Raw genomic sequence first — 23,937 nt, 5'->3', positions numbered from 1 at the left:
TATGCCAGTTTCAGCCAAGCGCGGGGCATAACACATCAGGTGGTGTACAACCGTCGAGGTGAGCGAGTCATTGGGGCATACCACATCCAGCATGTAAACGGATATCACCGTCGGTTGAAAGAGTGGATGGAGCGGTTCCATGGGGTAGCGACCCACTATCTGAGAAATTATCTGGGTTGGCGAAGGATGTTGGAGCGCTACGGGCGGGAAGTGAATGTACCACGTTGCTTGCATGAGGCGCTGGGGCGCCCCATGCAACACGTAATTGGGACATAGCCCTTTTTATGGTTTGGCTTATGGCTTGGCACAGTCTGGCGGCTCAAGGAGACAGCGGCTCGCGATGATACTCATCGGCCCCGCACTCGGGGCAGGTGCCAAGCTGCTCCGGGTGCAGCACGGTATGGCGCCACTCGCAGTGATCGCACACCAATACTCCGAGCCCCACCCAGTCGCCGGCCCGGTAGACCCCCTTGTGCTCCAGCTCGTCCGCCAACTCCTGCCACTCCACCTGGGTGCGGTCGGTCACGTCTGCCAACCAGGACCAGGCGGTGTCTTTGAGCGCCAGCATGAAGGCAGACTCCTCCACCTGATCATCCTTGCGCCCTTCGTCATAGTTGCCCAGATCCCGCTTCACATACTCGGCGATCAGCGCCAGCTCGTCCTGGGTCAGATCCCCGGCCGCCTCCAGATAGGCCTGCACCTTGGCGATCATCCGGTTGAGGCGCTCTCCCTGAAACGCTTCCGTCTCTTCCCACTGCTTCTTGAGCTGGGCGATAAAGGCTTCATACCCTTGTCGACGTTTGTCCATGGCCATCACTCCTCTGCTGAATCCCGATCGAGCCAGACCCTGACCTCGGGCTCGGCGGATACGGGCGGCGGTTGCCATTCTCACTTCGTTGCGACTCTCGCGGCTCTGCAAATCCTCGCGGGTACCGGACCTGGCCCGAGACCGGGCGGATGCTGGCGGTTGTTGCCGCCGCAGGATATGGGTATTCTATCGGGATTTCCCAGCCGTTTTATCTATTCATTTCACAGATCCGGATGTCACCAATGCAAGAGCAATACGTTCCCCAATCCATAGAACCAGCAGTGCAGAAGCACTGGGATGCCAAGAAAACCTTCAAGGCGGTGGAGAAAGTAGACAAGGAAAAGTTCTACTGCCTCTCCATGTTCCCCTATCCGTCTGGTCGTCTACACATGGGGCACGTTCGCAACTACACCATAGGTGATGTGATCTCCCGTTATCAACGGCTCAATGGCAAGAACGTGCTGCAACCCATCGGTTGGGACGCCTTCGGCCTGCCGGCAGAAAACGCCGCCATCAAGAACAACACGGCGCCGGCCCCCTGGACCTACGAAAACATCGAATACATGAAGAACCAGCTGAAGATGCTGGGTCTGGGCTATGACTGGGATCGGGAGCTGGCCACCTGCAAGCCGGACTACTATCGCTGGGAGCAGTGGTTCTTCACCAAGCTCTACGAGAAGGGTTTGGTCTACAAGAAGACCTCCTCCGTCAACTGGTGCCCGAACGACATGACGGTGCTGGCCAACGAGCAGGTAGTGGACAACTGCTGCTGGCGCTGTGACACCCCAGTGGAACAAAAAGAGATCCCTCAGTGGTTCATCAAGATCACCGACTACGCCGAAGAGCTGCTGAACGATATCGACAATCTGGAAGGCTGGCCGGAGATGGTCAAGACCATGCAGCGCAACTGGATTGGCCGCTCCGAAGGGGTCAACATCAGCTTCAATATCGACGGTCAGGCCGAGCACCTCGAGGTCTACACCACCCGTCCGGACACCTTCATGGGTGTGACCTATGTGGGCATCGCCGCCGGTCACCCGCTGGCGCTGCAAGCAGCCCAGAACAATCCGGAGCTGGCCGCCTTCATCGAAGAGTGCAAGAACACCAAGGTAGCCGAAGCTGAACTGGCCACCATGGAGAAGAAGGGCATGGCAACCGGCCTCTACGCCATTCACCCGCTGGATGGCCGCAAGGTGCCCGTCTGGGTCGCCAACTTCGTGCTGATGAACTACGGCACCGGCGCCGTGATGGCGGTACCGGGTCACGACCTGCGTGACCACGAATTCGCCACCAAGTACGGCCTCGAGATCAAGCCTGTCATCAAGCCGGTTGATGGTGACGTCGACGTGAGCGAAGCGGCTTATACCGAGAAGGGCGTGCTGTTCAACTCCGGCGAGTTCGACGGCCTCGACTTCCAGGGTGCCTTCGATGCCATCGCCAACAAGCTGGAAGGGCTCGGCAAGGGCAAGCGCACCGTCAACTACCGTCTGCGCGACTGGGGGGTTTCCCGTCAGCGCTACTGGGGCGCCCCCATCCCGATGCTGACCCTGGCGGATGGTACCGTGGTGCCGACCCCGGAAGATCAACTGCCGGTACTGCTGCCGGAAGACGTGGTGATGGATGGCATCCAGAGCCCGATCAAGGCCGACGCAGAGTGGGCCAAGACCACCTACAACGGCCAGGAAGCGTTCCGCGAGACCGATACCTTCGACACCTTCATGGAGTCCTCCTGGTACTACGCCCGCTACTGCTCCCCGGACTACGACAAGGGCATGCTGGATCCGGCGGCTGCCAACCACTGGCTGCCGGTGGATCAATACATCGGCGGCATTGAGCACGCCTGTATGCACCTGCTCTACGCCCGCTTCTTCCACAAGCTGCTGCGTGATGCGGGCCTGGTGAACAGCGACGAGCCGTTCAAGCGCCTGCTCTGCCAGGGCATGGTGCTGGCTGACGCCTTCTACTACAAGGATGAGAAGGGCGGCAACGTCTGGGTCAGCCCCCTCGACGTCAAGGTGGAACGTGACGACAAGGGCCGCATCACCAAGGCGGTCGACCTCGAAGGCCGTGAAGTGATCCACTCCGGCATGACCAAGATGTCCAAGTCCAAGAACAACGGCATCGACCCGCAACTGATGGTGGAGCGTTACGGCGCCGATACCGTCCGTCTGTTCATGATGTTCGCCTCTCCGGCCGAGATGACCCTGGAGTGGTCCGACTCCGGCGTAGAGGGTGCCCAGCGCTTCCTGCGTCGCCTGTGGCGCATCACCTTCGAGCACGTATCCGGTGGCGCCGTTGCCGCACTGGACGTCGCCGCCCTCACCAGCGACCAGAAAGCCGTGCGCCGCGAGCTGCACAAGACCATCGCCAAGGTGAGCGACGACGTGGGTCGCCGTCAGACCTTCAACACCGCCATCGCTGCCATCATGGAGCTGATGAACAACCTGGCCAAACTGGGCAGCGACGCTCAGGATCGCGCCCTGATGCAGGAAGCGCTGGAAGCGGTCGTGGTCATGCTCTACCCCATCACCCCGCACATCGGCTTCGAGCTGTGGAAAATGCTGGGCAAGGAAGGGGACATCGATGTCGCGGCCTGGCCGGTGGCTGACGAAGCGGCCATGGTCGAGACCGAGAAGCTGGTGGTGGTGCAGATCAACGGCAAGATGCGCGGCAAGCTGACCGTGCCGGCCGAGATAAGCCAGGCCGACGTCGAGAAGCTGGCCATGGCCGATGCGTCCGTACAGAAGTTCACCGACGGTCTGACCGTGCGCAAGGTCGTGTACGTTCCGGGCAAGCTGCTCAACATCGTGGCCAACTGATGACGCCTCCCCTGGCGGCGGCCGACGGTCTGGCCGCCAGGGGCTGACGACACACGGATGATGACGGCGGGCCCTGCGCCCGCCGCTCTTCCCTTCATGCAAAGAGGATTTTTTATGGGCACCATCTTCACGCGCTGGATGGCCATCGTGCTGGCAGGACTGTTGCTGCAGGCCTGCGGTTTTCAGATGCGGGGCACCGCCATTCCCCCCGAACTGATGACCATGAAAGTGGTCGGTGACAACAAGAGCGACTTCTACCGACTGGTCACCACCCGTCTCAAGGCCGCTGGCGTGCAGCTCGCCGACAAGGAGGGCATCCCGGTGCTGACCCTGGCCGGGGTACGTAGCCGCAGCCAGGTCGCCTCGGTCGACTCCATCGGCCAGGACCGCGAATACCTGCTCAGTTACAGCACCCAGTTCACCGTGGTCATGCCGGGCAAACCGACCCAGGTCTTCCCCATCACCTTCAACCGCAGCTTCCTGAACAAGCCGGATGCGGCACTCGCCTCCTCCCGCGAGCAGGAGCAGCTGGGCAAGGAGATGCAGGAGCAGGCCGCCAACCTGGTTATTCGCCAGCTCAGTCAGGTCAAGTTCTGATGGGCGTATCTTGATGAGAGGGTGTTGATGAGAGTCTATCCCGAGCAGTTTGCGGATCATCTCAAGGCAGGGCTCAAGCCCTGCTATCTCATTTTCGGGGACGAGCCCCTGTTCAAGAATGAGCAAGCCATCGACCGTGCATCCTTCCCCCTCAACCAGGCCAGGTTCTGATGCGGATTTACCCTGAACAACTCGCGGACCATCTCAAGGCAGGGCTCAAGCCCTGCTATCTCATTTTTGGGGACGAGCCCCTGCTCAAACTGGAAGCTGTCGACGCCGTGCGTCAGGTGGCACGCAAACAGGGCTTCGATGAGCGCCACAGCTTCGTGGTGGAACAGGGGCTGGACTGGAACCAGGTCTACGATGCCTGCCAGGCCATGAGCCTGTTCTCGGCCCGCCAGATCATCGAGCTGGAGCTGCCCGCCAAGATCGACAAGGATCTCGCCGCCCGCATCAGCGATATTGGCAAGCAACTCCACCCCGACCTGCTGCTGGTGCTCTCGGGCCCCCGCCTCAACCAGACCCAGATGAAGGCGGCCTGGTTCGACAAGCTGAGCCAGAGCGGCACCTATGTGCCGGTCAACCACCCCGAGCCCCGCTTCTTCCCGCGCTGGATGAGCGCCCGCTTTCAGCGCTTCGGCCTCAAGGCACTGCCGGATGCGGTCAACTTCATGTGCCACGCCTACGAGGGCAACCTGCTGGCCGCGAGCCAGGAGATCGAGAAGCTGACCCTGCTCTCCCCGCCCCAGCCCATCAGCGTCGCCTATCTGCAGGAGACCATCATCCGCCACGCCCACTTCACCCCCTTCCAGCTCGTCGATACCCTGCTGGAAGGAAAGGTGAACCGGGCCCAGCGCATCCTGCTGGCCCTGCGCGCCGAAGGTACCGAACCCGGCATGCTGGCCTGGACCCTGTGCCGCGAACTGGAGCAGCTCACCGAGCTGGCGCTGGCCGCCCGCGCCGGACAGCCCCTGGTGGAACATTTCAGCCGCCTGCGCATCTGGCAGAGCCGTCAGCAGCTCATCCAGCAGGCGCTGACCCGGCTTCCCTTCCCCAAGATCCGGCAACTCTGGCAACTGATGGCCCAGCTGGACCATGCCCAGCGCCATTTCGACACCGAGCAGGCCTGGCTGATGCTGCAAACCATCGCCCTCGGCTTTCGTGACGGTACCCCGCTCCCCCTGCTGGAGACGGAATCATGCTGACACCGCCCATCGGGATCCTCGGCGGCACCTTCGATCCCATTCACATCGGCCACCTGAGGCCCGCCATCGAGGCACGGGACGCCCTGGGTCTGGCCGAGGTGCGCCTGCTCCCGAACCATATCCCGCCCCACCGGGCCAATCCGCTCTGCTCCAGCGAGCAGCGGCTCGCCATGGTCCGGCTCGCTGCGGCGGACAACCCGGGATTCGTGGTGGATGAGCGGGAGCTCAGGCGCGACACCCCCTCCTGGACCATCGACACCCTTGTCGAGTTGAGGAGCGAGCTGCCGGACACCCCGCTCTGCTTTTTGATGGGGATGGATTCCCTGCTCGGCCTGCCGGGCTGGCACCGCTGGCAGGAGCTGCTCGATTACGCCCACCTGGTGGTGAGCTGCCGCCCAGGCTGGCAACCGGATTATCCCGTCCAGGTGGCCGCGCTGCTGGCCCGCCACCAGACCCGGGACATTCAGGATCTCCATGGCCAGCGCCACGGTCATGTCTGGCTTTGTGACAACCTGCCCGTCGAGCTGTCGGCCACACGCCTGCGTGCCCTGCTCGCGGCAGGCCAGGATCCCAAATACCTGCTGCCCAACCCGGTCGCCGACTATATCCGGCGCCACGGGCTCTACCGCTCATCGGCAACGCAGTAAACGGCGCCACGCAGGCGGATCAGCCGACACGTCCGGGCGCACCGGGCCCGGCCCTGACTATTGCCAAGCCGGGTTGCACACTATAGTGATCGTCAAGGGGCCCCTCCCCCACGGGACGGCTCCCCGGGCAATGCTCCCTTTGCCAGGCTGGGAAACGGGAGTGACCATGATATAATCCGCCGCCCTCTGGCGCCGGAAGATAGGAGAAGACATTGCAAGGCCAAGAATTGCTCGCCTTTATCGTCGACAAGATCGATGACATGAAAGGCCGCGACATCATCACCCTCGATGTGCGCGGCAAATCCAGTATCACGGACACCATGATCATCTGCTCCGGCAACTCCAATCGTCACGTCAGTGCCATCGCCCACAACCTCGCCAGCGAGGCCCGTCATGCGGGGCTCGACCTGCTGAGCGTGGAGGGGGAGCTCACCGGTGAGTGGGTGCTGGTGGACATGGGGTCGGTCATCGTCCACGTGATGCAGGATGAGTACCGCGACTTCTACCAGCTGGAAAAACTCTGGAGCGGCGCCGCCCAGGTCAATTCGCAATAAAGGGCGACAGCGTAACCAAAGATGAAGATCCAGTTGATTGCCGTGGGCACCAAGATGCCTGCCTGGGTAGAGCATGGCTTCGAAGAGTACCGTCGCCGCTTCCCCAAAGACATGCCGTTCGAGCTGGTCGAGATCGGCGCAGGCAAGCGCGGCAAGAATGCCGACATTCCCCGCATCCTGCAAAAGGAAGGGGAAGCCATGCTGGCCGCCGCCGGCCGCTCCCGCATCGTGACCCTGGACATTCCGGGCAAGCCCTGGACCACGGAGCAGCTCGCCGTGCAACTGGAAGCCTGGAAGCTGGATGGCCGGGATGTGGCGCTGCTGGTGGGTGGCCCGGAGGGGCTCTCCCCCGAGTGTAAGGCTGCTGCGGAGCAGAGCTGGTCGCTCTCGCCCCTGACCCTGCCCCATCCCCTGGTGCGGGTGCTGGTGGCCGAGAGCCTCTATCGCGCCTGGAGCATCACCACCAATCACCCTTATCACAGAGAGTGACCCATGCCGACCCTGAGCATGCATTTCTCCTCTCTCACCCGCACGTCAGCCACAAGGTAACGGCATGCTGAAGAATCGCATTGAAATGCGCGATCACAGTGCCGAGGGACGTCTGTTCTTCCGGCGCACCCTGGTCGCCTACATCGGCATGGTCACCCTCATGCTGGTGCTGCTGGCTAACCTCTACTACCTGCAAGTAGAGTCTTACGAAACTTATCAGACCCGATCCAACGACAACCGCATCCGTGTGGTACCGGTGGCGCCGCCCCGTGGCCTCATCTACGACGCCAACGGTGTCCTGCTGGCGGAAAACCGCCCTGTCTACAGCCTGGAGATCGTGCCCGAAGAGACCGAGAACCTGGAGAAGACCGCGGACGACCTCATCACCCTGCTGGCCCTGCCGGAGGGGACCAAGGAGAAGTTCCTGGCCGAGGTCAAACGTCAGCGCCGCTTCAAGCCCGTGCCCCTGTTCGAGAAGCTGACCGAATACCAGGTCGCCCTCTTCTCGGTCAACCAGCACAACTACCCGGGGGCCAGCATCGAGGCCTACCTCAAGCGCTACTACCCGTTCGGCGATACCCTGACCCATGCCCTGGGCTACGTGGCCAAGATCAACACCCGTGACGTGGAGCGCCTCGAGAAGGAGGAGAAGCTCGCCAACTATGCCGCCACCAAGGACATCGGCAAACAGGGGGTGGAGAAGTACTACGAGGATCAGCTGCACGGCGTGGCAGGTTATCAGGAGGTCGAGGTGAACAACCGCGGCCGGGTGGTGCGCACCCTGAAATTCCAGCCCCCCGAGCCCGGCAAGGACATCTACCTCAACATCGACATCCGCTTGCAGTTGAAGGCCCAGGAGCTGCTGGCCGGCCGCCGGGGCGCCATCGTGATGATGGAACCCAACACCGGCGCCATCCTGGCCATGGAGTCGAGCCCGAGCTACGACCCCAACCTGTTCGTGACCGGCATCTCCAGCGCCAACTACTCGGCGCTGCTCAACGATCCCGCCCGGCCGCTGGTCAACCGCACCACCCAGGGCATCTATGCCCCCGCCTCCACCGTCAAGCCCATGATGGCGGTGATGGGGCTCAACGAGGGGGCGATCACCCCCAATTACCGCTACTTCGGCGGGCCCAGCTTCTCCATCCCGGGCACCACCAAGAAGTTCCGGGACTGGCGCCGCTGGGGCCACGGCTGGCTCGACGTCTATCGCGCCATCGAAGTGTCGGCGGATACTTATTTCTACGATCTCGCCTACCGGGTCGGCATCGACAAGATCAACAGCTACATGACCAAGTTCGGCTTCGGCCAGTACAGCGGCGTGGACCTCTATGAAGAGACCCGGGGCGTCATGCCCTCCCGGGACTGGAAGATGGCCCGCTGGCGTCAACCCTGGTACCAGGGGGACACCATCTCCATCGGCATCGGCCAGGGCTACTGGAGCGCCACCCCGATCCAGCTCGCAAAGGCCATCAGCATCCTGACCCAGAACGGTCACGACGTGACGCCGCACCTGCTCAAGAGCACCGCCTCGTCCGATGGCGTGGTCAACGCCCCCATCAACCCGAACGTGGCCATCGCCGCCAAGAGCGATACCTACTGGCAGGTGGCCAAGGACGGCATGTGGCGCGTAATCAACGGCCACGAAGGGACGGGGCGCCGCGCCTTCGCCAATACCCCCTACAAGGCGGCGGGCAAGTCCGGCACCGCCCAGGTGGTGGGCCTGAAAGAGAACCAGGTCTACAACGCGGCCACCACCAAGGTGGAACACCGCGACAACGCCCTGTTCGTCGCCTTCGCCCCCTTCGAGGCACCCAAGGCGGTCGTCGCCCTGGTGCTGGAAAACGCCGGGGGCGGCAGCGCCATGGCGGCACCGGTCGCCCGCCACATGCTGGATGCCTATCTGCTCCCGCCGGAACCCCAGTTGCCACCGGCACCGGAAAAGCCGTCCCAACCGAGTGAGGTCGTTTCCCAATGAGTAATTCTGCCCGCCAGCAGAGCATCTGGTACAAGCTGCACATCGACCTGCCGCTGCTGCTCGGCCTGCTGACCCTGATGGCCCTCTCCATGGTGGTGCTCTACTCCGCCTCGGGCCAGGATCTCGACTCCATCGTGCGCCAACTGGTGCGCGGCGCCCTGGCCTTCGGTCTGATGATCGGCATTGCCCAACTGCCGCCCTCCCTCTATGCCCGCTGGTCGGTGCCCCTGTTTGCGGTGGTGGTGCTGCTGCTCATCGCGGTGGACGTGTTCGGCCATATCGGCAAGGGGGCCCAGCGTTGGCTCGATCTCGGCTTCATGAAGTTCCAGCCCTCCGAGGTGATGAAACTCTCCATGCCCATCATGGTGGCCGCCTGGCTCAGCCGGCACTCCCTGCCGCCAAAGTTCAGCCATGTGATGATCGCCCTGGTGATGGTGCTGCTGCCCACCCTGCTGATCGCGGCCCAACCCGATCTCGGCACCTCCATCCTGGTGGCCGCTTCCGGCTTCTTCGTCATCTTCCTGGCGGGGATCAGCTGGTGGCTCATCGGGCTCGCGGTCTTGCTCATCTGCGCCTTCATGCCGGTACTCTGGTTCTTCCTGATGCACGACTACCAGCGCCAGCGGGTGCTGATGCTGCTGGACCCGGAGAAGGACCCGCTCGGTCGCGGCTATCATATTATCCAGTCCAAGATTGCGATCGGCTCCGGCGGCGTGTTCGGCAAGGGGTGGCTGCAAGGCACCCAGTCCCAGCTCGAATTCCTGCCAGAGCGCCACACCGACTTCATCTTCGCCGTCTTCAGCGAGGAGTTCGGTCTGGTGGGAGTGGCCCTCTTGCTGGTCATCTACCTCTACATCATCAGCCGCTGCCTGTTTATCTCCATGCAGGCCCAGAACAGCTTCGAACGCCTGCTGGGGGGCGCCCTGACCCTGACCTTCTTCGTCTATGTGTTCGTCAACATGGGCATGGTAAGCGGCATCCTGCCAGTGGTAGGGGTTCCCCTGCCACTGGTGAGCTACGGCGGCACCTCCATGGTGACCCTGATGGCGGGCTTCGGCGTTCTGATGTCCATCCAGACCCACAGGCGGCTGCTCGCCTGATGCGGCTCGGCTGGCTGGCTCTATCTCTGTGCACCCTGACGGCGGGTGCTGCCGTCTCGCCGGCCCGGCTCAGCCTGCTGGCCGAGCAGCAGCAGGTGCCGCTGGCAGAGTTGCAGGCCGCCGCCGCCCAGGCCAGCCTGCGCCAGGAGGTACTGGACACCATCCGCCGCCCCTGGGAAGCCAAGCCCTGGCACCGCTACAGGCCGCTGTTCGTCACCCCGGAGCGCATCCGGGACGGAGTGGGATTCTGGCAGCGCCATGCCGCCACCCTGGCACAGGCCGAGCAGACCTACCAGGTCCCCGCCTCCCTCATCGTCGCCATCATCGGCATCGAGACCTTTTACGGTCGACAGATGGGCCGCCATCCGGTGCTCGACAGCCTTTACACCCTGGGATTCCACTACCCCGAACGGGCGGATTTCTTCGCCAAGGAGTTTGCCCAGCTGGTGCTGCTTGCCCGGGAAGAGAAGTGGCCGCTCACCACCCTCAAGGGCTCCTATGCCGGCGCCATGGGCATGGGCCAGTTCATGCCCTCCAGCTACCGCCACTACGCGGTCGACTTCGACGGAGACGGCAAGCGGGATCTCTTCGCCAACCCGGCAGATGCCATCGGCAGCGTGGCCAACTACTTCGCCCTGCACCACTGGCGCTGGGGCGAGCCGGTGGTGGAGCCCGCCTTGATCGGATTGGCGCCAGTAGGTACCCTGCTTGCATCCGAGCCCGAGCTAAGACACCGCTGGGCAGAGCTGGCCGCTGCGGGCATTGAAGTCGCCACACCGCCGTCACCCGAGACGCCGGTAAAACTGCTGGCGATGGAGCAGGCCGAAGGACCGGAATACTGGGTCGCGCGCCACAATTTTTACGTGATCACCCGCTACAATCGCAGCCCTCTCTATGCGATGGCGGTGCATCAACTCAGTCAAGCAATCCAGGACGCTTATGCATTACAGCCACAAACTTCTTCCCCTCAGCCTGACCTTGTTGCTGGCCGCCTGTAGCAGCCAACCCGAACCCCAGCCGCTGCCGCCAGAGCCCGTCCCCCAGGAGAAACCCCAGGTCATCGAGATCCCCCAGGCGACCGGCGCCATTCCCCGCCCCGAACCCATGAGCGAGAGCGGCAACCGGGACTACTGGATCGGCAAGCAGAAGTTTGAGGTGTGGCGCGACATCAAGCACTACAGCGAGGAAGGCACTGCCAGCTGGCTCTCCCGGGATCTGGACGGCAACAAGACTGCCAACGGCGACGTGCAGGACAGCACCCTGTTCAGCGCCGCCCACCGCAACCTGCCCCTGCCAAGCTACGTGCGGGTCACCAATCTGGACAACGGTCTGGAGACCATAGTACGCGTCAATGATCGCGGCCCCTTCGGCAGCGATCGCCTCATCGATCTCTCCCACGCCGCCGCCGCGCAGCTGGAGATGGTGGAAGGGGGTGAGGCCCGGGTGCGCCTCGAACTCATCACCGATCAGCCGGATCAGATGGTGGAGATGGTGCCCATGACCCCGATGACGCCCATGGAGCCTGCGGCGCCAGCAGCCAATTCCTTCGTCAACGAGACGCCGGCCCCCACAGCACCGGCCAAGGCCGCCCCTGCTCCTGCTCCTACCGCCACGGCGACCACCACCGTCTCCTCCCCCAAGGCCGGTGCGACCCAGGGCAAGATGATCCAGGTGCTTGCCAGCGGCTCGCAGGCGCGAGCCGAGGCCATGGGCAAGGTGATGACCCAGCGCTATGGCGTGCCGTACCAGGTGGTGGCACATGGCGCCGTCTTCCGCGTCCTGCTCGGGCCCGTGGCCAGCGACAAGCAGGCCCCCCTGCTCGAGCAGATCCGCCAGGGTGGGTTGGAGCAGGCCTTCATCGTGCCCTGATACCCGCCCCGACCTCGCGCCGGGATACGACGCGAGGTCGGGGACCATCCCATAAAATCCCGTCCAGGTCGCATCTCGGACTATGACCGACACGCACATCTGGTATAGTGGGGCCCGCTTTTTTTCAACTTGGGTACATCCCATCCAGGCACCAGGAATTTCAAGATGTCCAAATTTGCCCGCTCCGTTATTCTGGCCTCCCTGTTAAGCGCCACCGCTCAGGCCAACCAGCCTGTTCCGACCCCGGATTCGGCCCTGCCGAGTGCCCAGCCGGTCCCCACTTTGAACAGCGCCCCCATGGTGGTGCCTGCCGCGCCCGAGATCTCCGCCAAGGCCCATATTCTGATCGACTACTTCTCCGGACAGGTGCTGGCCGAGCAGAACGCCGACGAGCGTCTGCCCCCCGCCAGCCTGACCAAGATGATGACCTCCTACATCGTCGGCGACGAGCTGCACAAGGGGAACATCAAGGGCACCGACATGGTGACCATCAGCCAGAACGCCTGGTCCAAGAACTACTCCGACTCCTCCAAGATGTTCATCGAGGTGGGCAAGCAGGTCTCCGTCGATGATCTCAACAAGGGCATCATCATCCAGTCCGGCAACGACGCCTGCGTCGCCATGGCCGAGCACCTGGCGGGCAGCACCGACTCCTTCGCCAGCCTGATGAACGCCTGGGCCGCCAAGCTCGGCATGAAGGACTCCCAGTTCAAGAACCCCCACGGCCTGGATGAAGAGGGCCACTACAGTACCGCCCGCGACATGGCCCGCCTGGGTCAGGCTCTGATCCACGATCAGCCGGAGGAGTACAAGATCTACTCCCAGAAGTCCTTCGTGTTCAACGGCATCACCCAGCACAACCGCAACCGCCTGCTGTGGGACCAATCCCTGCAGGTTGACGGCATCAAGACAGGCCACGTCAGCCAGGTCGGCTACAACCTGGTCTCTTCCGCCACCAACAACGAAGGCATGCGCCTGATCGCCGTGGTCATGGGGGCCAACAGCGAGGCTTCCCGCGCCGCCGAGAGCAAGAAGCTGCTCACCTACGGCTTCCGCTTCTTCCAGAGCCTGACCCCCTACAAGGCGGGCACCGAACTGGTCACCCAGAAGATCTGGATGGGCGACAAGTCTGAAGTGAAGCTGGGGGTCGACAAGGACGTCTCCGTGCTGGTCACCCGTGGCCAGGGCAACAACCTCAAGGCGGACTTCCAACTGGAGAGCGAGCTGAAGGCGCCCCTGGCCAAGGGCCAGCGCGTCGGCACCGTGTACCTCAAGCAAGGGGACAAGGAGATCAAGCAGGTTCCCCTGGTTGCCCTGGAAGAGGTGCAGGAAGGTGGCCTGATGAGCCGCCTGTGGGATTACCTGGTGATGCTGGTCTCCAGCTGGTTCAAGTAACAGACCCCTCCTCAAGCAGCGGCGCCAACAGGCGCCGCTGCTGTCTTTTGCGGTCTGTCCAGTCAATAACCCTGTAATCTGCAGGTTCCGCCGACTGACGATTTGTGGTAAAAAGCAGCATTTCCACGTCTTGCCACACCGCCGGGTCTTGATCCCGAGGCGGCTCATGCCCATATAGACTGGGAACTGCCCCCTGGGGGCAGATGAGGGGACCGTTTCGGCGGCCCTCAAAGACGTAAAGATGACGTCGCTTCCCGGCGACCCAGAAAGGTGAAGTAGATGAATACCAAGTTTGATGAACTGCTGGAGTTCCCCTGCAAGTTCCCGTTCAAGGTGCTTGGCGTGGCCGATCCCGCCCTGCCCGACATGGTGGTGGAAGTGCTGCAGCAACATGCTCCCGGCACCTACAGCCCGACCGTTCAACCGAGCTCCAAGGGCAACTATCACTCGGTACGGGTGACGGTCACCGCCCAGAGCAAGGAACACATCGAGGCCATGTATACCGCCCTTGGCAAGATCGAGCTGGTTCGTTACGTCCTGTAAGTTGCCTCTCTCGCCCCGCCACCGGGGCGACTGATTATTTGCCGCCCGGTCGCAGCGGCGACCGTACCGACACCGCGCCGCCAGTGAGGAAAGATGTCACTCGAAACGCCCGCCGAGCCACAACCGTCAGCCGGCCAACTGCTCGTCAGACAGCTGGGCCGTCGCCCCTACCAGCCGGTGTGGGACGCCATGAAGGCGTTCACCGACAATCGCACCCCCGACACCCCGGACGAGTTCTGGGTGGTGGAGCATGACCCCGTCTACACCCAGGGTCAGGCCGGCAAGGCCGAACACCTGCTCGCCCCCGGCAACATCCCGGTGGTGCAGAGTGATCGCGGTGGCCAGGTGACCTATCACGGCCCGGGCCAGCTGGTGCTCTACGTGCTGGTGGATGTGCGCCGCAGCAAGCTCTCTGTACGGGAGCTGGTGACCTGCCTCGAAACCGCCATCATCAACACGCTCGCCAAAAGCAATATCGAGGCCTACGCCAAGGCCGATGCCCCGGGCGTCTACGTGAAGAGCGATCTGGGTATGGAAGCCAAACTGGCGTCCCTGGGTTTGCGCATTCGCAAGGGGTGCTCGTTCCACGGGTTGGCCCTCAACGTCAACATGGACATGACTCCCTTCCTGCGCATCAATCCGTGCGGCTATGCGGGCATGGCCATGACCCAGACCAGCGCCCTGGGCGGCCCGCAGAGCGTCGCCGAGGCACAGTCCCTGCTGGTGACGGAGCTGGCCCGCCTGATTGGCTACCAAGAGATCACGAATACCGAAGAGGCGGCATGAGCAACCCCATGCCCCGTGGTCACGAGGGAGCCGCAAGGCCCCTGGTGACCGTCAACCAGACAATAACAAACACCGAGAGTGAATCATGAGCAAACCCGTTCGTATGGAGCCGGGCGTCAAGCTGCGCGATGGCGACAAGATGGCCCTGATCCCGGTGAAATTCATGCCGGATCCCAACGAGGAAGTGCTGCGCAAGCCGGAGTGGATGCGGATCAAGCTGCCGCCGTCGAGCCAGAAGATCGAGCACATCAAGAGCACCCTGCGCAAAAACAAGCTGCACTCTGTGTGTGAAGAGGCTTCCTGCCCCAACCTGGCGGAGTGCTTCAACCACGGCACCGCGACCTTCATGATCATGGGCGCCATCTGTACCCGCCGCTGCCCCTTCTGCGACGTGGCCCACGGCCGTCCGTTGCCGCTGGATCCGGAGGAACCGAAGAAGCTGGCACTCACCATCAAGGAGATGAACCTCAAGTACGTGGTGATCACCTCGGTGGACCGCGACGATCTGCGGGACGGCGGTGCCCAGCACTTCGCCGACTGCATCCGCGAGATCCGCGAGCACAGCCCCCAGACCCGCATCGAGATCCTGACCCCGGACTTCCGTGGCCGGATGGAGCAGGCGCTGGAGGTGTTCCGCGAGACCCCGCCTGACGTCTTCAACCACAACCTGGAAACCGCCCCGCGCATGTACCGGGTTGCCCGTCCGGGTGCCGACTACAAGTGGTCCCTGGAGCTGCTGCGCCGCATCAAGGAGATGCACCCCCACGTGCCGACCAAGTCCGGTCTGATGATGGGCCTTGGCGAGACCAACGAGGAAATCGTCGAGGTACTCAAGGATCTGCGCGAGCACGGCGTCAACATGCTGACCCTGGGCCAGTACCTGCAACCGAGCCGCCACCACCTGCCGGTGAAGCGTTATGTGCCGCCCGCAGAGTTCGACGAACTCAAGGATGTGGCCATGGATCTCGGCTTCAGCCACGCCGCCTGCGGTCCCTTCGTGCGTTCCTCCTACCACGCAGACCTGCAAGCCAAGGGGGAAGAGGTCAAATAAGCCTCTTTTCCTGCTGGCAGAAAAAAGAGCGCCCCTGGGCGCTCTTTTTTTATCGCCGTCACCTCGCAGGCAGCGGTTGTTCCTTTGTGATTGGCGCCGTTCTGGCGTAACGTGGCCACTCCCCTTCTCTGGAGTGCTGTGCCGGATGCCGACTCTCACCGTTCGCCTGATCCCCCTGCGTGACGCAGACTTTCCCGCCTATCGCGACTACTTCATCGAGGATTACGCCCAGGATCTTGCCAGCAACCACGGGATGGCGCTGCCTGACGCCCACCGTCAGGCCGACGCCTCGTTGCAGCAGCTCCTGCCACTGGGTGTCGCCACCCCGGGTCATCACCTGCTCGCCATGGTACCTGAAGCCTCGAACGCGCCGGGCGAGCCTCTGGGCTATCTCTGGCACGCCATCGACGGCGCCGCCGGCACCACCTTCATCTACGACTTCTATGTGACACAGCCCCATCGTGGTCGCGGCCTCGGCAAGGCTGCCATGGCCGCCCTGGAGGCGCAGCTCACCCCCCTAGGCATCCACCAGATCAAGCTGAGGGTGGCCCATGACAACCCGAGGGCACTGGCGCTCTATCAGGCGCTGGGCTTCACCATCACGGGTTACAACATGGCAAAGCGTCTGGATTAAGCACCTTCATTGGGCCACCACCCGGCCCATGGCTCAGAGCGAGATGCCGGAAAAAGACATGAAGCCGAGGGACATCAGCCCGGCCACGATGAAGGTAATGCCGATCCCCCGCAGCCCCTCGGGCACATCCGAATACTTCATCTTCTGGCGCAACCCCGCAATGGCGACGATGGCCAGCAGCCAGCCCAGCCCTGAGCCCGCCCCGTAGACCACGGATTCGATGAAGTCGTAATCCCGCTGGGCCATGAACATCACCCCGCCGAAGATGGCGCAGTGCACCGTCAGCAGCGGCAGATAGATGCCGAGCGCGTGATGGAGCGCCGGGAAATGTTTGTCGAGCACCATCTCCATCACCTGCACCAGCGCCGCCAGCACCCCGATATAGACGATGAAATCGAGAAAGCCCAGATCAAACTCCCCGAGGAAGGTACTCTCGGGACGCAGGATATGGCGGTAGATCAGGTTGTTGAGGGGGATGGCGATCACCATGACCACCAGCACCGTCATGCCCAAACCGAAGGCGGTGTTGATGTTTTTCGAGACGGCCAGGAAGGTGCACATGCCAAGGAAGAAGGCCAGCGCCAGGTTTTCCACAAAGATCGACTGGATGAAGAGATTGACGTAATAGTCCATGAATGAGTTCACCACTTGGTTGCAATAAGAGCATGTCCGCGCCCGGCCAACGGCCAGTCGCGAAGATGACGTTTACAGAGAGAGCTGGCGCAGCACCCGGTAATGACCACGGCAGCCGCCAGACTGCCGAGCAGCCCGGTCAGCGTTACTCAATGACGGGGATCAAACGGGCGGGCGCCCGGCTGGTGAACCTAGTCGCCCTGGCAGAAGCGATATTGCAGGTGGTGGCAGCGAAGCCGCCGTGTGTGCAGAGCGCCGAAGTAATCGGGCCGCTGCCTGAGATAGATGAGAGGCAGGAAAAACAGCAGGCCGCAGAGCAGGCCGAGGATCTCGTGCTGGAACCAGGCCAGCAGCATCTGGTAGAGCTCGGCATGAGCGGCCCCTTCCAGTCGCCGTCCCTGCTCGAAACCGAGCCGCCACTGGGAGGCGGGCGGCAGGCTGACGTTGTCGGCAAGCCCCGGGTTCGCTGGCTCATGGAACAGCATCGGCCGCTCCTGCCCTTGCGTCTCCATTCCCGGCGTTGCAACGACCCCTGCCGCCGCCGCAGCGGCAAGCCAGAGAAGGCAGGCGATGGCAAGCACCATCGGCCATGACGAGGGGCGGCGAGAGGATGACAAGGGGGCGGTCCGTCAAGAAAAATTACAGGTGGAATATATCACAATACCGTCACTTATTGCATTTTCCACCATGAGATATCAGAAAGGTTGATATTAAACACCGCCCCATTTCCTAAAACCGACAAGGTTGCACCACCTTGAGAAAGCGACTTGCATCTTCCTCAAGGTGAGGGCTCACCCCTGCTGGAAGGCCTGGTGGTAGCGCACTTCACCACTGGGCATGGCAGCGCCGAACGAGCGGGCCATGAAGTACTCGGGCGGCACGCCGGGCAGCGTCAACCCCGGCTCGGGCACGAAACCGAAACGGCCGTAGAAGCCAGGATCCCCCAGCACCACGCAGCCAGCCGCTCCCATCCCCTTGAGCTCGGCCAGACCCACCTCCATCAGCCGTGACCCCAGCCCCTTGCCGTGCAGCGCAGGAGAGACCGAAATGGGACCAAGACCATACCAGTGCGGGCAGCCATCGCTGATGGTCACCGGCGAGAAGCAGAGGTGACCGACCACCTGCCCCGCCTGCTCCGCCACCAGCGACAGGCTGAGTGCCCCGGCCTGGCGCAAAGCGCGCACGATCAGCTGTTCGTTGTGATCGGTATGGGGGGCATTGAGGAACGCGGCCACGGTCAGCGCTTCAATGGCGTCGTGATCGGCGCCTGTTTCGGGCCGAATGATGATGTTCATAGGTTTTCTCCGTTTGTTATCTTGCAATGGATGGCCTGATCAGACTGCCTGCAGGCAGCAGATCACATAGCCGTAGCTGCCCAGGTGTTGGCGGTGGATGGCCACTTCCCGGCTCAGATCCTGCCAGGCTGGGCTATCCCCCAGCTCGGCACTGTGGCGCGCCAGATTGCGCTCGATGGGATCCAGATAGTTGTGCCAGGCCCTTTGCGGCAACTCGGTGTGCCACAGGCAGCGATAACCCGCCTCCTTCACCGTTTTGAGCAGGCCCGCCAGGGTCTGCATGGCGGGATAATCCCGCTGCCAGAACGCCAGCGCCTCCTCTGGCGGCGTGTCCGTCAGCCACACCAGGTCGCTCAGCACCAGGCAGGCAGCAGGGCCGGCAAGGTACGGCTGCCATGCCTGCAAGGCGTTGGCCACCCCTATGGTGTAGGCGCTCCCCTCGGCCCAGATGAGATCGGCGGGGGCCAGGTCTGCCGGCAGCGCCGCCATGTTGGCGCACAGGGTAGTGACCTGACTCAGCCCCGCCGCACTGGCCGATCTCGCCACGGCGGCCAGCGCCTCCTCGTCCAGATCGATGGCCACGATGGGGGCGTCCGTCACCTGTGCCAGCGCCAGGGTGGCGGCGCCGCGCCCGCAGCCCATGTCGAGGATCCGGCGAGGCTGGCTGGGCAGCGCGGCAAATTGCTGCTGGGTGAAGAGGCTATCGCCCGGCCCCCAATAGCTCATGCCATCCAGCAGCAGCTTGAAATCCCGGATGTAACGTTCATGTTCATTCATGTCTTTGCTGAGCCACTGGAGGTGGTAACGCTCTTTTTCACTGAATCCCTGCTTCATCACCCAGGCAAAGTAAGCCTGCGGGGCTTGATGCTGCAGTTGCTGCTGCCAGACCTTGAACTCGTCGCCGGAGTGCGCACGCAAACCGGCGAGATCCGCCAGCAGATCACGGGCGCGTTGCATCCGCGCCAGCTCTTCATCCAGCTCCCTGACCCGGGCTTCCAGTGTCGCCTGCTCCAGCTCGCCCGCCAGACAGGCGAGGCACTGCTTGAGGCTGAGCCCGCCGGCCTGCAGGGCCTGTACCATCCGCAGCCGCTGCAGATCGTCATCGTCGTAGTGGCGATAGCCGTTGACGCCCCTCGTGCCCGCAATCACCCCCAGCTTCTCGTAATAGAGCAGGGTGGAGCGGGCCAGGCCGCAGCGCCGGGCCAGTTCGGATATTTTCATGACAACCACTCGCTGAGGGGTCCGTGACCCGATGAAGGGAAGCTTAAACTGTGAAGCAATAGACGGGTCAACGACAACATCCGGGTTCACACCATAAAAAAACGGCCACCCTGAGGTGGCCGTCATCGACAGCAAGAGAGACTCGCGGGATCAGAGGCCGGCGGCTTCCAGATGCTCCACCAACAACTGCACGCTGCGGTTGCCACGCCACTCGTTGACGTCGAGCCGGTAGACCAGTCGCACCCGCTTCACCGAAGCGTCGGGCCAGCGCTGCAAGTCGACGCCAAAGGCGATGGCATCCACCGCGTGACCGGAATCCGTGGTCAGCATCATCTTGAGGTGCTTCTCCCCCACCAGCCGCTGCTGCACCAGCACGAATTCCCCGTCAAACAGCGGCTCGGGAAAGGCCTGACCCCAGGGGCCGGAGGCGCGAATAAGCTCCGCCAGCTCGAGGGTGAGCTCGTCCGGCAGCAGCTCGCCATCGGTGAGCAGCACCCCGGTCAAGAGCTCAGGGGTCACCAGCTCGCCGATGACCGCCTCGAAGGCCCGGCCGAAGGCCTCGATATTGGCCTTGGGCAGGGTCAACCCGGCCGCCATGGCGTGGCCGCCAAACTTGCCCATCAAGCCGGGGTGGCGGGTATCGAGCAGTTCCAGCGCATCGCGCAGGTGCACCCCCGGGATGGAGCGCCCGGAGCCCTTGAGCTCGGTCTCGCTGCTCTCGGCAAAGGCGATGACCGGGCGGTAGTACTTCTCCTTCACCTTGGAGGCCACCAGCCCCACCACCCCCTGATGCCACTCGTTTCGGTGCAGCACGATGCCGGAGGGCACCTCGCCGTCACGAAAACGGATCTGCTCCAAAGTGGCGAGCGCCTCCTGCTGCATCCCCTGCTCGATCTCCTTGCGCTCCTGGTTGAGGCTGTCCATTTCGGAAGCGAGCTGGCGCGCCAGGTTGATGTCCTCGCTCAGCAGGCAGGCGACCCCGAGGGACATGTCATCGAGCCGGCCCACCGCGTTGAGGCGCGGCCCCAGCGCAAAGCCGAGATCGGCAGCGCACAGGCGACGACCGTCGCGGCCCGACACGTCCACCAGCGCCTGGATGCCGGGGCGGCAGCGGCCGGCCCGGATCCGCTGCAAGCCCTGATGAACCAGGATGCGGTTGTTGCCATCCAGCGCCACCACGTCGGCCACAGTGCCGAGGGCTACCAGATCGAGGTAATCCGCCACGTTGGGGGCGCGCAGCCCCTGGCGCTCATACCAGCCGCTCTGGCGCAGATGGGTGTTGAGAGCCGCCATCAGATAGAAGGCGACCCCGACCCCGGCCAGGGACTTGGAGGGGAAGTCGCAGCCATGCTGGTTGGGGTTCACTATCGCGTCGGCGTCAGGCAGCTCCTGACCCGGCAAATGGTGATCGGTAACCAGTACCTGCATGCCTGCCGCCTTGGCCGCCGCCACCCCGGCGATGCTGGAGATGCCGTTGTCCACCGTGATCAGGAACTCGGCGCCGCGGGCCACCGCCAGCTCGACGATCTCCGGGGTGAGGCCATAGCCGAACTCGAAGCGGTTGGGCACCAGAAAATCGATGTGGTGCCCCCCCATGGCGCGCAAGGCCAGCACGCACAGGGCCGAGCTGGTGGCGCCGTCGCAGTCGAAGTCACCGACGATGAGAATGCGTCTTTGCGCCGTCAGCGCCTCGGCCAGCAGCGGCACCGCCTGCGCCATGCCGAACAGACGCTGGGGCGGCAGCAGCTGGTTGGCGCTGCGCTCCAGCAGGGCAGGGTCTTCTACCCCGCGGCTGGCGAAGATCTGGCGAAGCAGCGGGTGCAGGGTGGCGGGCAGATGGGAATCATCAACTCGCGGACGACGACGGATTTGCAGGGGCATTGATGTGATCCAGTATCTTGAGCAGTTGTTCGGGGCTCTGGTAACCGCGCACCAGGTCGCCATTGGGCAGGACCCAGCTCGGTGACGCCTTGATCCCGAGCCATTGGCTCAGGCCGATATGATGGGCAAGGATCGCATTACAGCCGCTCTCAGGCAAACGATCGCTGAAGTTGAGTTCGCGCAGCAGCCCGGGATCGCACCAGCTAGCCTGATCCGAGGCGGCGACAGGCGCAGGCAGCAGTTGCACGCTCACGCCCCTCGCCTGCAAGCGGGGCAACTCCTCCAGCGCGATGCGGCAAGGACCGCAGGCGAGATCGGTAAACAGGGTGAGGCGGTGGCGTTCAGGGGTGGCCTTGAGCCAGAGCCGGGCCTCCCCTATCTGGGAGAGCGCCAGCCTGCGTTGCTGCTGCTGGCTGAGCCGGGTGAGGTTTCTCATGTCGTGGGCCAGATCCAGCATGGAGCCCTGCAGCACATAGTCTCCCCTGGCATCGCTGTAGAGCAGTCCCTGGGCCGTGCCCAGCAGATAGAGGCCCGGCATGGGGGTCTCGTCCACCAGGTAGACCTGCACACCGAGGCGCTGCTCTATGGTCTGTTTCAACACATGGGGGTCCATCCCCGCGCTGGCCGCAAAAGCGCACAGCAGCATCATTCCCAGCAGTAAATATCGCATCAGCTCATTCACTTGGCATGATTGAAGGGTCTCATAAGGTAACCCAGACAATTCCCTCTCCCAAAGACCTTAATTAGTGATCGATTAATAACGTCCGAAAGAAAAAATCACGGGATGACAGGTTGCCAATCGGGCTTGAGCCCCGCAAGCTAATCAGGACGACGGGAGACATCTTTAGTCATCCCTCTGTTTTGCTGATGTTTTATTATTCAAATCGACGTGCGATCAGGTGGCACGTCGTCCATTTCTAGGGGGAAAAATGAGTCTGATTCAAGAGTTCAAGGCCTTTGCATCCAGGGGCAATGTGATCGACATGGCGGTCGGTATCATCATAGGTGCCGCCTTTGGCAAGATTGTCTCCTCCTTCGTGGGAGACGTGATCATGCCCCCCATCGGGCTGATCCTGGGGGGCGTGGATTTCAGCGATCTCGCCGTGACCCTGAAGGCCGCTGAAGGGGATGCCCCTGCCGTGGTCATCGCCTACGGCAAGTTCATCCAGACCTGTATCGACTTCCTGATCATCTCCTTCGCCATCTTCATGGGGCTCAAGGCCATTAACACCCTGAAGAAGAAGCAGGAAGAGGAAGCCGCTGCCCCGGCCGGCCCCACCAAGGATCAGGAGCTGCTGACCGAGATCCGCGACTTGCTGAAATCCCAGCAGGGGAAATAACCGTTTCCTCCCTGTCGTGTGCTGAAAAAAACCGCCTTCGGGCGGTTTTTTGTTGCAAGGCCGATGAGGTGCTCAGGCTCTGGGGTGGTGCTGGCCGTGCAGTGCCTTGAGCCGCTCGTTGGCCACGTGGGTATAGATCTGGGTGGTGGAGAGATCCGCGTGGCCCAGCAGCATCTGCACCACTCGCAGATCGGCGCCGTGATTGAGCAGGTGGGTGGCGAAGGCGTGACGCAGGGTGTGGGGGGAGAGTTCCCCCCTGATGCCGGCTCTCAGGGCATAGAGCTTGATGCGGTGCCAGAAGGTCTGGCGGGTCATCATCCGGGCCCGCTTGGAGGGGAACACCACGTCCGAGCTGGTGCCACCCAGCAGCAGGGTGCGCCCCTCCCGGTAGTAGCGCTCCAGCCAGTGCACCGCCTCCTCCCCCATGGGGACCAGGCGCTCCTTGTTGCCCTTGCCCACCACTCGCACCAGCCCCTGGCGCAGGCTGACGTGTTCGGCGGTCAGCCCCACCAGCTCGGACACCCGCAGCCCGGTGGCGTAGAGCAGCTCAAGCATTGCCTTGTCCCGCAGCTCCAGCGGGTCGTCCACCAGGGGCGCTTGCAGCAGCGCCTCCACCTCGGCTTCGCTCAGATCCGATGGCAGCTTTTTGGGGAGCTTTGGCCCCTCCAGCAGCACGGTGGGATCGTCGCTGCGCAGCTTCTCGCGATTGAGATACTGGTAGAAGCGGCGCAGGGCCGAGAAGAAACGGGCCGTACTGCTGGCCGCGAACTGATGGTCCACCCGCCAGGCGAGGTAGTGCTGGATGTCGTCCAGCCCCGCCAGCAGCAGGGAACCGCCTTGCTCATCGAGCCAGAGGGCAAATTTTTCCAGGTCGGTGCGATAGGAGCTGACCGTGTTGTCGGAGAGCCCCCGCTCCAGCCAGAGGGCGTCGAGAAACGGCTCGATCAGGGGATGGGATTCTGCTTTGCTCATGGTGGGCCGCGCTCAGGGAAACAGGTCGCCATTGTAACGTGCCGACCCACCCGGGCCGCAAGGCAAGGCTGCACATCCCCTCAGGCGGTGAAGAGCCCGGCGCAATCTGCTAGACTGGCG

General features: G+C 63.1%; 24 protein-coding genes and 2 pseudogenes. 18 read left to right on the top strand and 8 right to left on the bottom strand.

Annotated features, from left to right (window positions below; translation table 11 throughout):
- Positions 1 to 276, top strand: a pseudogene (locus AB5Y68_RS10845) (IS1595 family transposase); the annotation flags it as partial.
- Between the two features lie 43 nt (positions 277 to 319).
- On the opposite strand, the gene AB5Y68_RS10840 reads toward AB5Y68_RS10845, so the two are convergent.
- A complete protein-coding gene (locus tag AB5Y68_RS10840) occupies positions 320 to 808 on the bottom strand; it encodes a zinc ribbon-containing protein (RefSeq protein WP_039041127.1) in 489 nt (162 codons plus the stop codon).
- 242 nt (positions 809 to 1,050) lie between these two features.
- Between AB5Y68_RS10840 and leuS the strand changes: the two genes are divergently transcribed.
- The 16 genes and pseudogenes from leuS (at position 1,051) to AB5Y68_RS10760 (ending at position 16,475) form a co-directional block, all read left to right on the top strand.
- Entirely contained in the window at positions 1,051 to 3,627 is a 2,577-nt protein-coding gene (gene leuS / locus AB5Y68_RS10835; RefSeq protein WP_039041103.1) for a leucine--tRNA ligase, read from the top strand.
- Positions 3,628 to 3,741: 114 nt separating this feature from the next.
- Positions 3,742 to 4,224: an LPS assembly lipoprotein LptE gene (gene lptE, locus AB5Y68_RS10830; RefSeq protein WP_010673765.1), complete on the top strand. Its 483-nt coding sequence runs from the start codon at positions 3,742 to 3,744 to the stop codon at positions 4,222 to 4,224.
- 27 nt (positions 4,225 to 4,251) lie between these two features.
- A pseudogene (locus AB5Y68_RS10825) lies at positions 4,252 to 4,359 on the top strand (DNA polymerase III subunit delta); the annotation flags it as partial.
- A gap of 35 nt (positions 4,360 to 4,394) precedes the next feature.
- Positions 4,395 to 5,429 carry a DNA polymerase III subunit delta gene (holA, locus tag AB5Y68_RS10820; protein ID WP_039041105.1) on the top strand — a complete coding sequence of 345 codons (1,035 nt, stop codon included), beginning with the start codon at positions 4,395 to 4,397 and terminating at the stop codon, positions 5,427 to 5,429.
- Positions 5,423 to 6,076, top strand: coding sequence for a nicotinate-nucleotide adenylyltransferase (gene nadD / locus AB5Y68_RS10815; protein ID WP_039041106.1), 654 nt, complete (start codon positions 5,423 to 5,425; stop codon positions 6,074 to 6,076). The genes holA and nadD overlap by 7 nt, the downstream gene beginning before the upstream one ends.
- A gap of 212 nt (positions 6,077 to 6,288) precedes the next feature.
- The gene (gene rsfS / locus AB5Y68_RS10810; RefSeq protein ID WP_010673762.1) at positions 6,289 to 6,630 is read left to right on the top strand and encodes a ribosome silencing factor; all 342 of its coding nucleotides are present in this window, start codon (positions 6,289 to 6,291) and stop codon (positions 6,628 to 6,630) included.
- A gap of 21 nt (positions 6,631 to 6,651) precedes the next feature.
- Positions 6,652 to 7,119, top strand: a complete 468-nt coding sequence (rlmH, locus tag AB5Y68_RS10805; RefSeq protein WP_005298242.1) for a 23S rRNA (pseudouridine(1915)-N(3))-methyltransferase RlmH — start codon at positions 6,652 to 6,654, stop codon at positions 7,117 to 7,119.
- 64 nt (positions 7,120 to 7,183) lie between these two features.
- The gene (gene mrdA / locus AB5Y68_RS10800; RefSeq protein WP_010673761.1) at positions 7,184 to 9,097 is read left to right on the top strand and encodes a penicillin-binding protein 2; all 1,914 of its coding nucleotides are present in this window, start codon (positions 7,184 to 7,186) and stop codon (positions 9,095 to 9,097) included.
- Complete coding sequence (gene rodA, locus AB5Y68_RS10795; protein WP_039041107.1) at positions 9,094 to 10,197, top strand: rod shape-determining protein RodA; 1,104 nt, start codon at positions 9,094 to 9,096, stop codon at positions 10,195 to 10,197. The genes mrdA and rodA overlap by 4 nt, the downstream gene beginning before the upstream one ends.
- The gene (gene mltB / locus AB5Y68_RS10790; RefSeq protein WP_039041108.1) at positions 10,197 to 11,195 is read left to right on the top strand and encodes a lytic murein transglycosylase B; all 999 of its coding nucleotides are present in this window, start codon (positions 10,197 to 10,199) and stop codon (positions 11,193 to 11,195) included. Before rodA ends, mltB begins: the two co-directional genes overlap by 1 nt.
- Positions 11,137 to 12,066, top strand: a complete 930-nt coding sequence (locus AB5Y68_RS10785) for a septal ring lytic transglycosylase RlpA family protein (RefSeq protein WP_039041109.1) — start codon at positions 11,137 to 11,139, stop codon at positions 12,064 to 12,066. The genes mltB and AB5Y68_RS10785 overlap by 59 nt, the downstream gene beginning before the upstream one ends.
- 165 nt (positions 12,067 to 12,231) lie before the next feature.
- Positions 12,232 to 13,461, top strand: coding sequence for a D-alanyl-D-alanine carboxypeptidase family protein (locus AB5Y68_RS10780; protein WP_039041110.1), 1,230 nt, complete (start codon positions 12,232 to 12,234; stop codon positions 13,459 to 13,461).
- A gap of 279 nt (positions 13,462 to 13,740) precedes the next feature.
- A complete protein-coding gene (gene ybeD, locus AB5Y68_RS10775) occupies positions 13,741 to 14,004 on the top strand; it encodes a DUF493 family protein YbeD (protein WP_010673756.1) in 264 nt (87 codons plus the stop codon).
- Between the two features lie 93 nt (positions 14,005 to 14,097).
- A complete protein-coding gene (gene lipB / locus AB5Y68_RS10770; protein WP_010673755.1) occupies positions 14,098 to 14,790 on the top strand; it encodes a lipoyl(octanoyl) transferase LipB in 693 nt (230 codons plus the stop codon).
- Between the two features lie 85 nt (positions 14,791 to 14,875).
- Positions 14,876 to 15,841, top strand: a complete 966-nt coding sequence (gene lipA, locus AB5Y68_RS10765; RefSeq protein ID WP_039041111.1) for a lipoyl synthase — start codon at positions 14,876 to 14,878, stop codon at positions 15,839 to 15,841.
- Between the two features lie 145 nt (positions 15,842 to 15,986).
- Positions 15,987 to 16,475, top strand: a complete 489-nt coding sequence (locus tag AB5Y68_RS10760; protein WP_039041112.1) for a GNAT family N-acetyltransferase — start codon at positions 15,987 to 15,989, stop codon at positions 16,473 to 16,475.
- Positions 16,476 to 16,508: 33 nt separating this feature from the next.
- Here the strand turns inward: AB5Y68_RS10760 and nqrE are convergent, their stop codons facing one another.
- The 6 genes from nqrE to AB5Y68_RS10730 form a co-directional block, all read right to left on the bottom strand.
- Entirely contained in the window at positions 16,509 to 17,108 is a 600-nt protein-coding gene (gene nqrE, locus AB5Y68_RS10755) for an NADH:ubiquinone reductase (Na(+)-transporting) subunit E (protein WP_010673752.1), read from the bottom strand.
- A gap of 191 nt (positions 17,109 to 17,299) precedes the next feature.
- A complete protein-coding gene (locus AB5Y68_RS10750) occupies positions 17,300 to 17,593 on the bottom strand; it encodes a hypothetical protein (protein ID WP_010673751.1) in 294 nt (97 codons plus the stop codon).
- 306 nt (positions 17,594 to 17,899) lie between these two features.
- Positions 17,900 to 18,403: a GNAT family N-acetyltransferase gene (locus tag AB5Y68_RS10745; protein ID WP_039041114.1), complete on the bottom strand. Its 504-nt coding sequence runs from the start codon at positions 18,401 to 18,403 to the stop codon at positions 17,900 to 17,902.
- Between the two features lie 39 nt (positions 18,404 to 18,442).
- Entirely contained in the window at positions 18,443 to 19,624 is a 1,182-nt protein-coding gene (locus AB5Y68_RS10740) for a MerR family transcriptional regulator (protein ID WP_368203604.1), read from the bottom strand.
- A gap of 150 nt (positions 19,625 to 19,774) precedes the next feature.
- Complete coding sequence (recJ, locus tag AB5Y68_RS10735) at positions 19,775 to 21,505, bottom strand: single-stranded-DNA-specific exonuclease RecJ (protein ID WP_324032033.1); 1,731 nt, start codon at positions 21,503 to 21,505, stop codon at positions 19,775 to 19,777.
- Entirely contained in the window at positions 21,471 to 22,175 is a 705-nt protein-coding gene (locus AB5Y68_RS10730) for a disulfide isomerase DsbC N-terminal domain-containing protein (protein ID WP_039041117.1), read from the bottom strand. Before AB5Y68_RS10730 ends, recJ begins: the two co-directional genes overlap by 35 nt.
- Before the next feature lie 259 nt (positions 22,176 to 22,434).
- Between AB5Y68_RS10730 and mscL the strand changes: the two genes are divergently transcribed.
- Positions 22,435 to 22,845 (top strand): large-conductance mechanosensitive channel protein MscL, encoded by a 411-nt coding sequence (gene mscL, locus AB5Y68_RS10725; protein WP_010673746.1) that lies wholly within the window; start codon positions 22,435 to 22,437, stop codon positions 22,843 to 22,845.
- Positions 22,846 to 22,917: 72 nt separating this feature from the next.
- Here the strand turns inward: mscL and xerD are convergent, their stop codons facing one another.
- Complete coding sequence (gene xerD / locus AB5Y68_RS10720; RefSeq protein WP_368203603.1) at positions 22,918 to 23,817, bottom strand: site-specific tyrosine recombinase XerD; 900 nt, start codon at positions 23,815 to 23,817, stop codon at positions 22,918 to 22,920.
- Between the last annotated feature and the right edge of the window lie 120 nt (positions 23,818 to 23,937).

Origin of the sequence: Aeromonas sp. R6-1 (assembly GCF_040908165.1) — a bacterium.
GTDB lineage: Bacteria > Pseudomonadota > Gammaproteobacteria > Enterobacterales > Aeromonadaceae > Aeromonas > Aeromonas caviae.
The sequence above is the reverse complement of the archived record's forward strand: the minus strand, read 5'-3'. Positions and strand labels throughout refer to the sequence as shown.

What these genes read in the sequence shown, in the direction of transcription:
- leuS (WP_039041103.1), top strand. Translation starts at nt 1,051, where the DNA reads ATGCAAGAGCAATACGTTCCCCAATCCATAGAACCAGCAGTGCAGAAG.
- recJ (WP_324032033.1), bottom strand. Translation starts at nt 21,505, where the DNA reads ATGCCCCTGCAAATCCGTCGTCGTCCGCGAGTTGATGATTCCCATCTG.
- AB5Y68_RS10780 (WP_039041110.1), top strand. Translation starts at nt 12,232, where the DNA reads ATGTCCAAATTTGCCCGCTCCGTTATTCTGGCCTCCCTGTTAAGCGCC.
- ybeD (WP_010673756.1), top strand. Translation starts at nt 13,741, where the DNA reads ATGAATACCAAGTTTGATGAACTGCTGGAGTTCCCCTGCAAGTTCCCG.
- AB5Y68_RS10760 (WP_039041112.1), top strand. Translation starts at nt 15,987, where the DNA reads ATGCCGACTCTCACCGTTCGCCTGATCCCCCTGCGTGACGCAGACTTT.
- nqrE (WP_010673752.1), bottom strand. Translation starts at nt 17,108, where the DNA reads ATGGACTATTACGTCAATCTCTTCATCCAGTCGATCTTTGTGGAAAAC.
- rlmH (WP_005298242.1), top strand. Translation starts at nt 6,652, where the DNA reads ATGAAGATCCAGTTGATTGCCGTGGGCACCAAGATGCCTGCCTGGGTA.
- lipB (WP_010673755.1), top strand. Translation starts at nt 14,098, where the DNA reads ATGTCACTCGAAACGCCCGCCGAGCCACAACCGTCAGCCGGCCAACTG.
- AB5Y68_RS10745 (WP_039041114.1), bottom strand. Translation starts at nt 18,403, where the DNA reads ATGAACATCATCATTCGGCCCGAAACAGGCGCCGATCACGACGCCATT.
- holA (WP_039041105.1), top strand. Translation starts at nt 4,395, where the DNA reads ATGCGGATTTACCCTGAACAACTCGCGGACCATCTCAAGGCAGGGCTC.
- mrdA (WP_010673761.1), top strand. Translation starts at nt 7,184, where the DNA reads ATGCTGAAGAATCGCATTGAAATGCGCGATCACAGTGCCGAGGGACGT.
- xerD (WP_368203603.1), bottom strand. Translation starts at nt 23,817, where the DNA reads ATGAGCAAAGCAGAATCCCATCCCCTGATCGAGCCGTTTCTCGACGCC.
- AB5Y68_RS10785 (WP_039041109.1), top strand. Translation starts at nt 11,137, where the DNA reads ATGCATTACAGCCACAAACTTCTTCCCCTCAGCCTGACCTTGTTGCTG.
- rodA (WP_039041107.1), top strand. Translation starts at nt 9,094, where the DNA reads ATGAGTAATTCTGCCCGCCAGCAGAGCATCTGGTACAAGCTGCACATC.
- nadD (WP_039041106.1), top strand. Translation starts at nt 5,423, where the DNA reads ATGCTGACACCGCCCATCGGGATCCTCGGCGGCACCTTCGATCCCATT.
- lipA (WP_039041111.1), top strand. Translation starts at nt 14,876, where the DNA reads ATGAGCAAACCCGTTCGTATGGAGCCGGGCGTCAAGCTGCGCGATGGC.
- AB5Y68_RS10740 (WP_368203604.1), bottom strand. Translation starts at nt 19,624, where the DNA reads ATGAAAATATCCGAACTGGCCCGGCGCTGCGGCCTGGCCCGCTCCACC.
- mscL (WP_010673746.1), top strand. Translation starts at nt 22,435, where the DNA reads ATGAGTCTGATTCAAGAGTTCAAGGCCTTTGCATCCAGGGGCAATGTG.
- AB5Y68_RS10840 (WP_039041127.1), bottom strand. Translation starts at nt 808, where the DNA reads ATGGACAAACGTCGACAAGGGTATGAAGCCTTTATCGCCCAGCTCAAG.
- lptE (WP_010673765.1), top strand. Translation starts at nt 3,742, where the DNA reads ATGGGCACCATCTTCACGCGCTGGATGGCCATCGTGCTGGCAGGACTG.
- AB5Y68_RS10730 (WP_039041117.1), bottom strand. Translation starts at nt 22,175, where the DNA reads ATGCGATATTTACTGCTGGGAATGATGCTGCTGTGCGCTTTTGCGGCC.
- AB5Y68_RS10750 (WP_010673751.1), bottom strand. Translation starts at nt 17,593, where the DNA reads ATGCTGTTCCATGAGCCAGCGAACCCGGGGCTTGCCGACAACGTCAGC.
- mltB (WP_039041108.1), top strand. Translation starts at nt 10,197, where the DNA reads ATGCGGCTCGGCTGGCTGGCTCTATCTCTGTGCACCCTGACGGCGGGT.